Source organism: Enterococcus sp. M-BR2 (assembly GCF_056612775.1).
This window is the reverse complement of the sequence record NZ_CM152743.1, coordinates 678,730-691,378: the sequence shown is the minus strand read 5'-3', so window position 1 is coordinate 691,378 and position 12,649 is coordinate 678,730. Positions and strand designations below refer to the sequence as shown.

At 38.5% G+C, this 12,649-nt stretch carries 14 protein-coding genes and 1 pseudogene; 3 read left to right on the top strand and 12 right to left on the bottom strand.

The genetic code is table 11. The annotated features are described in order from the left end of the window. Window positions 1-127: 127 nt before the first annotated feature. From AC1F25_RS03350 to AC1F25_RS03295, 12 genes are all read right to left on the bottom strand, one after another. The gene (locus AC1F25_RS03350; protein WP_002291986.1) at window positions 128-859 is read right to left on the bottom strand and encodes a metallophosphoesterase family protein; all 732 of its coding nucleotides are present in this window, start codon (window positions 857-859) and stop codon (window positions 128-130) included. A gap of 68 nt (window positions 860-927) precedes the next feature. After that, complete coding sequence (trhO, locus tag AC1F25_RS03345) at window positions 928-1,869, bottom strand: oxygen-dependent tRNA uridine(34) hydroxylase TrhO (RefSeq protein ID WP_002291988.1); 942 nt, start codon at window positions 1,867-1,869, stop codon at window positions 928-930. A 177-nt stretch (window positions 1,870-2,046) separates the two neighbouring features. Beyond that, window positions 2,047-2,415 carry a VOC family protein gene (locus AC1F25_RS03340; protein ID WP_002291991.1) on the bottom strand — a complete coding sequence of 123 codons (369 nt, stop codon included), beginning with the start codon at window positions 2,413-2,415 and terminating at the stop codon, window positions 2,047-2,049. Window positions 2,416-2,685: 270 nt separating this feature from the next. After that, window positions 2,686-4,077 (bottom strand): L-cystine transporter, encoded by a 1,392-nt coding sequence (locus tag AC1F25_RS03335; RefSeq protein WP_002291993.1) that lies wholly within the window; start codon window positions 4,075-4,077, stop codon window positions 2,686-2,688. A gap of 211 nt (window positions 4,078-4,288) precedes the next feature. After that, the gene (locus AC1F25_RS03330; protein ID WP_002291995.1) at window positions 4,289-4,675 is read right to left on the bottom strand and encodes a DUF1149 family protein; all 387 of its coding nucleotides are present in this window, start codon (window positions 4,673-4,675) and stop codon (window positions 4,289-4,291) included. Window positions 4,676-4,730: 55 nt separating this feature from the next. Further along, on the bottom strand, window positions 4,731-5,354 hold the full coding sequence (locus tag AC1F25_RS03325; RefSeq protein ID WP_479994340.1) for an HAD-IA family hydrolase: 624 nt from the start codon (window positions 5,352-5,354) through the stop codon (window positions 4,731-4,733). 60 nt (window positions 5,355-5,414) lie between these two features. Next, window positions 5,415-6,083, bottom strand: coding sequence for a 2,3-bisphosphoglycerate-dependent phosphoglycerate mutase (locus tag AC1F25_RS03320; protein WP_002309053.1), 669 nt, complete (start codon window positions 6,081-6,083; stop codon window positions 5,415-5,417). Window positions 6,084-6,094: 11 nt separating this feature from the next. After that, on the bottom strand, window positions 6,095-6,532 hold the full coding sequence (locus tag AC1F25_RS03315) for a hypothetical protein (protein ID WP_002292001.1): 438 nt from the start codon (window positions 6,530-6,532) through the stop codon (window positions 6,095-6,097). A gap of 61 nt (window positions 6,533-6,593) precedes the next feature. Continuing rightward, the gene (locus AC1F25_RS03310; RefSeq protein WP_002292003.1) at window positions 6,594-7,265 is read right to left on the bottom strand and encodes an LCP family protein; all 672 of its coding nucleotides are present in this window, start codon (window positions 7,263-7,265) and stop codon (window positions 6,594-6,596) included. 183 nt (window positions 7,266-7,448) lie between these two features. After that, window positions 7,449-7,847 carry a P-II family nitrogen regulator gene (locus tag AC1F25_RS03305; RefSeq protein ID WP_479994250.1) on the bottom strand — a complete coding sequence of 133 codons (399 nt, stop codon included), beginning with the start codon at window positions 7,845-7,847 and terminating at the stop codon, window positions 7,449-7,451. Next, window positions 7,844-8,617 (bottom strand): DUF1538 domain-containing protein, encoded by a 774-nt coding sequence (locus AC1F25_RS03300; RefSeq protein ID WP_002306549.1) that lies wholly within the window; start codon window positions 8,615-8,617, stop codon window positions 7,844-7,846. The genes AC1F25_RS03305 and AC1F25_RS03300 overlap by 4 nt, the downstream gene beginning before the upstream one ends. After that, window positions 8,614-9,297 (bottom strand): DUF1538 domain-containing protein, encoded by a 684-nt coding sequence (locus tag AC1F25_RS03295; protein ID WP_479994249.1) that lies wholly within the window; start codon window positions 9,295-9,297, stop codon window positions 8,614-8,616. Before AC1F25_RS03295 ends, AC1F25_RS03300 begins: the two co-directional genes overlap by 4 nt. A 76-nt stretch (window positions 9,298-9,373) precedes the next feature. Between AC1F25_RS03295 and AC1F25_RS03290 the strand changes: the two are divergent. The 3 genes and pseudogenes from AC1F25_RS03290 to AC1F25_RS03280 all read left to right on the top strand — a co-directional run. Further along, window positions 9,374-9,634: pseudogene (locus AC1F25_RS03290) on the top strand (response regulator); the annotation flags it as partial. A 318-nt stretch (window positions 9,635-9,952) separates the two neighbouring features. Further along, entirely contained in the window at window positions 9,953-10,882 is a 930-nt protein-coding gene (locus AC1F25_RS03285) for a helix-turn-helix domain-containing protein (protein ID WP_479994339.1), read from the top strand. Beyond that, window positions 10,879-12,606: a cache domain-containing sensor histidine kinase gene (locus tag AC1F25_RS03280; protein WP_479994248.1), complete on the top strand. Its 1,728-nt coding sequence runs from the start codon at window positions 10,879-10,881 to the stop codon at window positions 12,604-12,606. The genes AC1F25_RS03285 and AC1F25_RS03280 overlap by 4 nt, the downstream gene beginning before the upstream one ends. Window positions 12,607-12,649 lie beyond the last annotated feature (43 nt).

The window sequence follows — 12,649 nt, the reverse complement described above, 5'->3', positions numbered from 1 at the left end:
TGCTAAAAATTGCTTCTTTATTCTATCATACTTTTTATCATGGGTTAAACTGCTGAAAGAAACAATATTCTCTATACAAATAAAAAGAGCCGCAACAAAGTCGCAGCTCCTTCATTCTTTCCATTTGTCAGATTCCTTGCCAAGATCCTTCGTTGTTCTGATATTCAATGTCTTGAAGGATGCCTTCCTTGTCAAAAACAACCCCATGCAATGACCCTCCGAATACAGCCCCACCGTCCATTCCGATTTTATGATCCTGAATCCAGAGATCTGTTGTCTGCATATCTCCATGGAGCATTGGTGTAATCGTATGTCCAAATACAATTGTCTTACCTGTATTGTTTTTCCCTTCATGAAATGGTTCCCGTATCCAAATAAAATCGCTTGGACTTGTCTTACGCCAGTCTTTCTTTGTCAAATCCACTCCAGCATGGACAAACAGATAATTTTCCCATTCATAATACAAGGGGCGCTGGACTAAAAATTCAATCAGTTCTGGGTATCTCGATCGGATCATCATTGAGATTTCAGTCGGGGAGTATTCCTCCGACGCACCTGGGTGAAGTAGGCTTTCAAATGTTTCTTTTCCACCATTTCTGATATAAGGCGCATACCAGTCCTCCGGTGCTTGCAGAAATTGCAAAAAATATTCTTCGTGGTTGCCCCGGAGATAAATGGCTCCTGTTTCTTCGACTAATTGTTTTCCTAATAGAAAACATTCCTTTGTACGAGGTCCTCGATCATTGAGATCTCCTAATAAAACAAGCTGATGGATCGTCGGATCATAATAGTGAATAAGTTTTTCAAAAAGATCATATTTACCATGGACATCGCCAATAGCATAAATCAATGATTTCATGTGGATCACCATCCTCAACGATAGTATAGCGCATATTGGAAATGGTCGACAATCAAAACTATTGTTTTCTATTTATTTAAAGCTGCAAACCGCAGTTCTGCTTCTTCTGGAGAGATTCCATGGTCTTGAACATAGCGGTTGCGTGGATGTTTCGCACACTCTACGCTACATGCTCCTAAATGTTTTTCTTCATTTTCAATGGAAGCAAGAATCTGGCGATTGCACTCAGGATTGCTACAATTGATATATCGTTCACATGGTGTTCCGTCAAACCAGTCGCGACCGACGATTTGTTTATCTACTTGGTTGATATCGACAGCGATTCGTTCATCAAACACATACATCTTGCCGTCCCATAATTCTCCTTGGACTTCAGGATCCTTACCATAAGTAGCAATACCGCCATGCAGCTGTCCGACATCTTTGAATCCTTCACGGACAAGCCAACCAGAAAACTTCTCGCAACGAATACCACCAGTACAGTAGGTCACTACCCGTTTTTCCATAAATTCTTCTTTGTGCTCGCGAATCCAGTCTGGAAGCTCTCGAAAACTGCGTATATCTGGGCGTACGGCCCCTCGAAAATGCCCCAAGTCATATTCATAATCATTCCGTGCATCAATCACCACTGTCTGTTCGTCTAAAATAGCTTCTTTAAATTCTTGCGGTGAAAGATAAGCACCTGTCACTTGGTTTGGATCAATGTCCTCTTCTAGCTTTAAACTTACAAGCTCTGGACGGTATCTTACAAACATCTTCTTAAAGGCATGTCCTTCGCTTGGATCAATCTTGAACATCGTATCAGCAAATCGAGGATCAGCTTTCATTGCTTCCATATAGGCAGTCGTGTTTTCAACGGTTCCAGACACAGTACCATTTATTCCTTCTTCAGCTACTAGAATACGACCTTTAAGATCCAAAGATTTGCAAAAGGCTAAATGATTTTTGGCAAATTCCTCTGGTTCTTCTATTTTTGTATAATTGTAATAAAGCAGTACTTGATAATCCATGTATTTCTTCCTTCCTTCTTTTCGTTCCTAAACAGTATAAAGAAGGCGTTCGCATTTGACGATTTATTTGCTTGTGTATAATTACGCATGTGATTTTTTTGTTTACATAATATTATTATTTGAATTAAAAAACTTCGCTTTCCTGTTTTGCACAGAAAAACAAAGTCTTTGTTTCTATTATTTACCTGTAACCGCAAAGTAATTGCCATCAGGATCAGCAAAGTTGAAGACATATTCTTCTCCAAGCTGTACCATATCACCTAATGTGACTGATTGCGTCTGCATTTTTTTATATAATCCAAAGATATCTTTGCTGTAAAACATCAAAGATGGGGCACTAGTAGCTGTACCAGGTGAATGGGACTCAACAAACGCTCGATCATATAACACGAATGAGGTTTGACTGTCCTCAATCCCTACTTCAATTACAAGCGTCCCATCCATTTCTTGACGATCTTTTTCCGCAAAGCCAATTGCTCTCCAAAACGCTGCATTTTTTTCTACATCGTCCACATACAGCATGATTTTTATTTCATTTGTAAACATCTGTTTCCTCCTAAACGATCTGTTCTAACATCCCCAACTTTGTCAGTTTACCATAGGAAAATGGGAAAATCTACGAAAGCTCTCAACAGATTCATCCTACTTAAATACGCTTCTCTTTAATAATAAATTAAGTTGGTTGTTTTTGTTATTCCGACTTTCACTTTTCGGAATAAATATTTTGTACTTATATGGAATGAATAAAAAAACATACTAAGAGAGGAGAACCTCATTTATCAATGATGTTCCCCTCTAATCTTAGTATGTTTTTAACTATGCATTCACATCGATCACTTTTGAATCATCATTGATGACATCGCGATCTAAATCTTTGATGCGTGCACTTGTCACAATACCAGCTACCATGCTACCGCTGACGTTTACTGCTGTGCGTGCCATATCGATTAATGGTTCAACAGAGATAACTAACCCAACGATTGCTACTGGCAAGTTCATTGCCCCTAAAACGATCAGTGAAGCAAATGTTGCACCACCGCCGACTCCGGCTACACCAAAAGAGCTGATTGTTACAATCGCCACAAGCATCAAAATAAATTCCAAACTAAAGACATTCACTCCAGCCGCTGGTGCGACGATCGTTGCCAACATAGCTGGATAAACACCAGCACAGCCGTTTTGTCCAATAGATAAACCAAAACTTGCTGAGAAGTTAGCTGTTGCATCGTCTACTCCTAAAGCTTTTGTCTGAGTCTCGATGTTCAATGGCAAGGCTCCGGCACTTGAACGTGAAGTAAACGCAAAGCTCAATACTGGAAAAGCTTTTTTGAAATAGTTGATTGGATTGACTTTGGCACCAATCAAAATCAGTGAGTGGACAATTAAAACAGCCAGCAATGCTACGTAAGATGCAACGACAAATTTACCTAAATTGACGATAGCTGCAAAATCACTTGTTGCCAAAACGTTTGTCATCAAAGCAAATACCCCATATGGTGTCAAACGCAGAACAAGCGTCACAATCCGCATAATGATTTTATACAGACTGTCGACTAGATCTGAAAAGAATGCTGCTTCTTTTGGCGCTTTTCTTTTCACCCCTAGATAAGCGATACCGACAAAGGCTGCAAAAATAACGACTCCAATCGTACTAGTTGCACGGCTACCTGCTAAATCAGCAAATACGTTTTTAGGGATAAAGGATAAAATCTGCTGCGGAATCGATAAGTTTTCAACCGTTTCCTGACGTGTCGCCAATTCAGAGATCCGTGCTGTTTCTGCTGCTCCTTGTGTGAATTTAGCTCCTTGAAGACCGAACAGCATCGTTGAACCGATTCCGATCAATGCTGCAATAGCTGTTGTACCAAGTAAAGAAGTCAGTACAGTTGCACTGATTTTCCCCAGCTTTTCAGAAACTTTCATTTTTGTGAATGCACCAATGATCGAAATGAACACTAGAGGCATAACTAACATTTGCAAGAATGATACATACCCTTGTCCTACGATCCCGATCCATTCTATTGATTGAGTAACGACTTTGTCTTCTACCCCAAAGATCAATTGAAGCAGACCGCCAAAGACGATACCAACTCCTAATGCTGTAAAGACGCGTGTTGAAAATTTTGTATGGCGCTTTTGCATACGATAGAACACATATAATAATGCCGCAAAAACTAGAACCACTAAAACTGTGATGAGTGTTGTCATTTTTCTCCTCCTCATATTATTAATGACAAGTCCATCGAAGGAAGTAAAGGTTCCCGAGAATGATTCTTCAACCATCCTCCTGAAAAATTTTTTTCAGTGACTTTTATATTTTAGACGATTTTTATCGAAATGACATTCTTTTTGCTTACAATTAGTAATAAAAAAACATGCCTGTGATAGATTAAAACTATCGCAGGCATGTTTTTACTGTCTATTCTTGTTTTTCTGATTGAAAATTCAATTTTACCCCAGGCTGATCCAAGGCGATCTCTGTCACCTCATAAGACATCCGGCGTACGATATCGAATAAAGGTGCTACTAGTTCGTCCACTTCTTCTTGTGTGACATCATTTTGACCTTCAATTTTCCGATTGAGGATATGATTGATCTGACTCACACTTCCAGATAAAACATATGTATCAAACACTAAACGGAACTCTAAGCGTGCTCCTACGATGCTATGTTCTTTCGGATAGTTTTCGATCGTTTCTTTCAAAGGCGAGAAGCCCACTTTCAAATCTGTTTCTACTTCTTGGTTCGGTAATCTCATATCATAATGAAATGCTTCTACTACTTCTTTTTGTCTTCTGATTTCCATATAATTTTATCACTCCTTTATAAAAATTATAACATATCTCCTTTGTAAGGGGATACTATTTTTTTACGTTACTCTGCAAGGATAGGATTTCATTCAAATTTCCTACCACATAATCTGCAGGAATCTCTCCCAGAAAATGATCGATATCGTAAAGACAAGTAACGACTCCTGCGTTTTTCCCTGCTTCAATATCTAAACGGCGATCGCCGATCATCATCGTGTCTGTTCTTTCTAAATGAAAAGTCTCAATCAAATACTTTAAAGATGCTGGATCCGGTTTACGAGGAAAATCCTGATCAATCCCTACTACTTCCTCAATCAGATGGGCTAATTGATACTCTTTCAGCAGTTCCCTTGTCGATTCTGTCAAACGGTGGGTCAAGATGAAGTGACGTCCTCCATTGATTTTTAGCCTTTCAAGTACTTGTTTCGTTTCTGGAAATGGACGGGAAGCTTCCTTGCTTTTTTTCTCATACCGATGAAACCATTCATTAAACTCATTGGCGTCCAAATTTGATTCATTGATCAAATAACTGGTGGAATATTTTTTCATTTTGAAGTAGATCTCTTTTTTGTCCATATTGATACCAAAATCTTTTAGAGCTTGCTGAGCACCATCTACCATTGCGGGATACGTATCAAACAATGTCCCATCAAAGTCCCATATATAATTTCTCACGTTTTTTGTTCCATTCCTTTGCTTCTTTTTTCTATCTTTCATTATAGATAAATACGTTGATTAAAGTATTGTTTTCTCTAGAATCGTCAAATCGTCTGTTAATGTATATTGGATTGGTTGTGCGTTCGGGATATCAATTGTATCCATTTGATCCTCAGGAACATTTTCTAAATATTTTGTCAGTGCTCGGATGCTATTCCCATGACCCACAACTAGTAAATCTTTCCGATCTTTCAGTTTTGGTGCTAGTTGATCTTGCCACAAAGGAATGATCCGATTCACTGTCATTTCTAGACTTTCTCCGTACGGAATCAAATGTGGATCCAAATGATCATATCTGCGGTCAAATCGGTTTTCTGCGGTTAGCGGCGGAACTTCTGTATATCCTCTGCGCCATTTCTTTACTTGATCTTTTCCGTATATTTCTTTCATCTGATCCTTGTTTTTACCAACAAGATCCCCATAGTGCCGTTCATTCAGACGCCATGTTTTTACTATAGGAAGCCACAACTGCCCCATTTCTTCTAGTGCGACTTGACCGGTAAGAATCGCGCGTTTTAAAACAGAGGTGTAAACCGCATCGAATTGAAGACCGGCTTCATACATTTTTTGACCGGCTACTGCTGCTTGTTCTTTTCCTTTTTCTGTTAAGGCGACATCTAGCCACCCTGTCCAGTAATTTTCAAAATTTGCTTCGCTTTCGCCATGACGCAATAATACTAATTTCATTTTTTTCTCCCTTAAACATTCGTTTCGAATTTTATGCCACATGTTTTGCATGTCACGCGTATTCGTCCTTTTCCTCTAGGCGCACGCTGCTTTTGATGACAATTCGGGCACTCAAAAAAAGTATAGCTTTTTCGTTCCGTTTTAGCTTGCTTTTTGTTTCTCATCTGATGATATTTTTCTTTGACTTTATCAAAATATTCCAAATAACGTTGATTTTCATTTAGTCTAGGATAGATTTTTTTTGATAGAAAACGAAATAGCATCCATCCGAAAAAGACGATGAACAACAATTGCCCGATTCTAAATGGCAACCACCGACTTAGTAAACTAAAAAAAAGTGCGATAATCAATAGAACCCGATTCAATTGATCAAATTTTGCATATCTTCCCTGCATAAGTTTTTGATAGTTCTGCTGAAACCGTATCAGTCTTTCTAACCATGTTTGCATCCTATTATCTCCTCCATCATCTATCATTCATTATGACAAAAAAAACAAAAAAGAAAAAGCCTTAATTGGCCTTTTCCATTGCGACTTGATGAAGGACATTCCGATTTCTGGTAAAGTCGATCACAATCACTTTCTTTTTATCTTCTCTGTTGACTACACGGAATGTGTCCGTCAATGGCAAAAACAGCTTCTTAGATGGTAGCTGTTGCATACGTATAAATCGATGGATCATCGTAATCAATTGAGGGAATTGAATGGACGTATGAAGCAGATTTGGATATTTTTTCAACAGTTGAGTCGTTTTGATCAAATTCCGTTTTTTACTGATTACTTTTAAAAAGCTTTTTAGAATCTTTTGCTGACGTCTAAAAATAGAAAAAGAATTTTCATCATCTATTTGATAACGCATTTGTTTCTGTAGTTCTGCTGCAGTCAAATGAATCTTCCCATCATTCGTATCGATCATCAAACCTTCTGGGAATAGCTCAACGACTGCTCGATCCCAAGATTCGAGAGAAAGCTCGATATAATCTTTTACCGGTAATTCCAATTCTGCCTCAAAAAAGTGCAAAACAGCCGATAGTCCTTCTGCTTGATAAATTTCTCCTAATGTTAGTCCCTCTAGATGGAACTCTGGTGAAAAATGCAGCAATGTTTTATTTTCCTGCAATTGAACATATAGAAATGTAGACCGCTCAATCAGAGTATCTTTTAAAACAACTAAAAAATTCATTTTTCTCCCCCTTTTTTCATCATTTTTAAAATAGCATATTTTGAAAAGAATGTCTGATGCTTAGAGAAGAATTTCATAAAAATTTACTATTTCATAAGTATTCACGAAAAAACCTAAACAAAAAAGCGGAAATAACGTTCATCCGCCTTCTTATTTAGGTATATTTTTTCTTCAAATGCTTGTCTATGATTCAGGACTTTCTCTATCGTTAGTTTCATCCAAAAGTTCCTGCATCCCGATAATTTCCCGATACTGATGAATCTTAGTGATACCAATTACTTTATCTACATCAATACTAAAACAAATCCCGTTACCTGGAACATCGATGTTGATGCCTTGACCAATCGCATCCATCACTTGATTCGTCAAACTATCTGGTACTAATGTCAAAACAACATCTTTTTCTGGCGAGATGCCCAAACCTAAAAATTTCCCTGAATCATGTACACCAGAACCACGACCATGCAAGATTGTACCGCCAGCTGCACCTGCTTCTTTTGAAAAGTCGATGACATCTTCACCTGTTCCTCCGTCCACGATCGTCACAATCATGTGAAGATTCAATGCTACAAGATCTTTCATTTGCTTCCCCCCAATTTTTGCAATCTTTCTTTTTCGATTCTGTCTTTTTCATCTTTTCGTTTATAAATATATCCTAGTACTAAAGTGGATAATATTGGTGTCAATGCAATCATTGCAACCACACCAAACCCATCAATGATCGGATCTCTTCCCTCAATTTGTGCAGCGATCGCCACGCTCATTGATAAAATAAATGTCGAACACATCGGACCCGTTGCTACTCCACCGTTGTCAAAAGCCATTGCTAAAAAGATCTTGTCCACTTTTCGTCCTAAAATAAATGCTAGCCCATATCCTGGAATCAAGAAATAATAAAGAGAGAATCCGACGAGCAAACGCCACATAGACAATCCTACTGCTGCGCCAATCCCAATCGAAATTACCATCAGCATGACTTTCGACCGGATCCTCCCTTCACTCAATTCTTCAACCTGTTTGACCATTACATGAATCGCCGGCTCAGCAAACCCTACTAGGAACCCCATCAAAAAGCCAAGTGGAACCAATATATAATTATAGGGCAATCCAGCGATCGTACTACCTAAATGCTGTCCTACCGGAACGTAAGCCATATTGACTCCGTGCAGGAAAAGGATCAACCCAATAGTCGTTATCAAGAAGCCTTTCATAATGTCAAAGAAACGCTTCTTGCGCATACGAAAACTAATGATATTCATCAAAACAAATAGAATCACGATAGGTGCCACTGCTAAAATAACTTCCATAGTAACGATCTCGATACCATCTATCACTTGCTGCCAGAAATTCATTGGAAGATCACCCCCAAAATCATTACGGCAAGAATTGGTCCTAATGAAGCAATACCAACCATTCCAAAGCTGTCATTTTCATTTTTCTTTTGTTTGATCATACTAGTCATCCCTCCGGCAAGGGCCAAGATAAATGGAACAGTTACTGGACCAGTAGTCACTCCCCCCGAATCAAAAGCAATCGGCATGAATTCGGAACTGGTGAAGAACGAGGCGATCAAAACGCCTATGTAGCCTATAGCCATCAATTGATAATAGGATAGCTTGAATACGACCCGAAGCAGCGCAAAGGCTAGAAATACTCCAGTGCCGACGCTGACGATCCCAATCAGCAACACTCTGCCAATCTCTCCGTCAGATATATCATATACTTGTTGTCCCAAAACTTGGACGGAAGGTTCGGCAATCGTGATCACGATCCCGATAGCAAACCCCAAACTGACCAAAACAGCCAAACTTTTCTTTTTGATCATATATTTCCCTACTAGATCTCCGACTTCCATCATGGAATAGTCTGCCCCAAACAAAAAGAGCGTCATTCCGATCATCATGATAGCCGCACCTACCAAGAATGAAGCGAGGTCTTCTCCTTCTAACGGCGCAAAAGCAAACGTTAAAATGACAATCAGGACGGTCATCGGCAATATGGCAGCAATCACTTCTTTAAAATTTTTTAGCATGTATCCTCCTCCTTTACTCTTTAAGTTTACCTTAAAATGAAAGAGTTTTCGAGTATAAACTTAAGCGGGTAAAAAAATGCCAATACGCGTAATTCTTATCGATGATGAACAGACGATTTTAGACGGAATGAAACAGTTGATCAATTGGTCTGAGCACGGGTTTCAATTAATAGGAACTTTTTCCAGCCCGTTGAAAGCGCTTGACTTTTCTTTGGCACATGCAATCGATATCGTGGTCACAGATGTAATGATGCCTGAACTAAATGGGATCGAATTATCGCGGCTATTAAAACAGCAACAACCTGAAACACAGATTCTTATCCTCTCTAGCTATGATGAATTTGATATGGTTAAAGATTCTTTCAAATATGGCGTCGCTGATTATCTTTTAAAGCCTCGATTGAGTCCTGATTTTTTTCTAAATTCCTTAATTGCCGTTTCACAAAAAATCAAAAAAAAGCCCAACAAAAGCCCAATCACCGATCGTTATGAGCAGATCTGCGAGAATCTTTCACAGCAGATTGCTGGACAAACTCGTCCATTGCTTGACCCTCTTCTTTTTGAACACACCTTGTTTTTTCTGGTATATACCGAAAAACGGCCATTCAGTTCAAAACAAGGCTCTAAACAAAAACAGTCGATCATCCATTCGTTGATGGATAGCGACGATTCATTTACTATTTATCCCTTTTCTACCTTTTCGGAAGAATCCGGCTATGTGATCAATACTGATTCCAAAGATACGCTTAGGAAGTTTGTTCAAAAGTTTCGTCAAGAAATTTTTCCAGGTGATTTTTTTGTTGTTTCTGACTCTTTTGCAATCCAAGATATCAATGAAATATTCCAAGAAATCAGAAATTGTACCAAAGGACAACGTTTATATCATAAGGGAAAGAACCTTGCTTATCAGCATGAACTTCTTCCGTTATCAACCAACCACGAGCAGCAAGCAAGTAGCTATTTAACAAAAATCGTTCATAAAGACTACGCTTTAGCTGTCAAAGAACTTGAGGGTTTCTTCACGAAAATATTGGAACAGCCTATTGATCCAGCTTATTTGAAACATGAGGCAATCAATCGTTTCTATGCATTACTCAATGCTTTGGCTGACGAATATGTTGGGAATGAAGAACTTTCTTTGCTCAAGATCGCCCTTCCTTCTTTATTAGCCGATGCTGAGTACTTGGAAGATTTTTCTATTCTTGTCAAAGAAACACTTGAGAAACTCATCCACTTTTCTGCAAATGCAATAAAAGACAATTTCGATATCTTGACTTTGATCTACGAGTTCGTCCAGGAAAATTATGAGAAAGAAATCAATTTACAACTTCTATCCGAAAAATATCATTTTTCATATAGCTATCTTTCAGCTATCTTTACTGAAAAATTTGGCATCAACTTTTCAAAATATCTAAAAAAAGTCCGTATTAGTAAAGCCAAGCTCTTTTTAACGGAAACACGGCTTACTTTGACGGAAATCTGTGAGAAAGTCGGCTATACCGAACTGGGTTATTTCTCCAGAGTTTTTAAAGAAGAGACAGGAATGACACCTTCTCAATACCGTAAAGGAACTTTTGTAAAATGAGAAAAAAAATCAAAGAGCATGAACTCTTTACCAAACTTCTGTTCATTTTGTTCATCGGTCTTTTTCTGCAGGCCATCGTCATCTCTTTGTTTATTTATCATCGATCAAGGGATGCCTATATCCAGCTGTTCAATCAATCGAATGATGTGGTACTAAAAAAGATCCAATATGAATTTGAAGGCTTGAATGATGCAATCGAGAATACATTAGCCGCTTTTGATTCCAACCCAGCTGTCGAAAGCTATTTTTCCAATGGTCCAGTCCAACATATGGAACAGCTTCAGCAGCTAAGAACGATCCAAAAAATGAATGACTCTCTTTCAAAAATCCATCCAATGATCGATTACGATGTGTTGATCTTTGGAGAAAACGGAAGAACTTTTGTCGGAAACGACATGCTCACTGCCGTATCTGCCGATTCTTTTTTTCAATCTGCGATTGCCCAGAGAGTGAATGAACGTGCTGCTGATACACAAATGCTTTTTGTACAATACGGATTGACTCTTCGCGATAAGAAAGCACCCAGCGTCTTCTTTGTCAAAAAACTGAAAAACACATTGAATCACATTTACGGATATGCTGTTTTATCGATCTCATCTCAGCAACTAGCGAATCTTTTTCAATCTGTAGTGAATCCTGAGATATCGAAGATCTCCTTCATGAACGAAGAACAGACGATCATCGCATCAAATGAAGAAAATAGAATTGGGAGCCGATCAATGATTTTCAAAAAACTAACAGTAGGCGAAACAACGATTTCAAATGGACAGCAGTTGACCCGTCTTCCCCTGTACCGCCAGGATTGTACATTACTCAGTCAAGTCGATCTTCATTCTTTGTCTAACCAAATGGGCGTGATTTTCCCCATTATTTTGTATAATATCGTGACACTTGCTTTTGCTGGCTCATTGGCATTTATGTATTTGGATCGACACACAAAATCGATCTACCGCTTGATTGATTCGCTAAACTGGCTAGAGGAAGATGGCTTAAAAGCTACTGTTCCTGTACAAGGAAGCCATGAAGTCCAATTGCTAGGGAATACGATCAATCAATTGCTAAGTAATGCGCAGCATCATTATGAACAGACCATCCAAGACGAAAAGAAGAAACGTTCGCTTGAAATCCAAACTATGCAAGCACAGATACAGCCCCATTTCATTTATAATACGCTGACTAGCTTGAAATTTTTGATTTGGCAGAAAAAAACAGATGAAGCAGTTCAGGGAATCGACAGTTTCATTACTTTACTAAGAAGTACGATTGGAAAAAAAGAAGAAGTGATTCCAGTCAAGGAAGAAATCAAAAGCGTACAAAGTTACATTGATCTTTTGAGTATGCGATATGGCGAAAGAATCTCGGCTAAAATAATGATTCCTGATGAACTGCAGACATTATCTATGCCGAATATGATCCTTCAACCAATTATCGAAAACGCCTATCTTCATGCTTTTCACAATAAAACGCAAGGATTCATCACGGTGTACGGCAAAACAAAAAATCAGCTTCTTTTATTCGAAGTGATTGATAACGGCGATGGCTTCGATACTGAAAATACCAAACAAAAAAATGATCATTTCTCAGGAATCGGCATCAGTCATGTAGATGAGCGGATACGCCTAATGTATGGAGATGCATATGGCATAACGATCCAATCAGTGATTGGGACAGGAACGACTGTAACGATTTGTCTCCCGCTTCTTCCTAAAAATCAATCAGAATAAGAATAGCCAAGCGCTGATTGATTTATTTTAAGTTAAATAAATC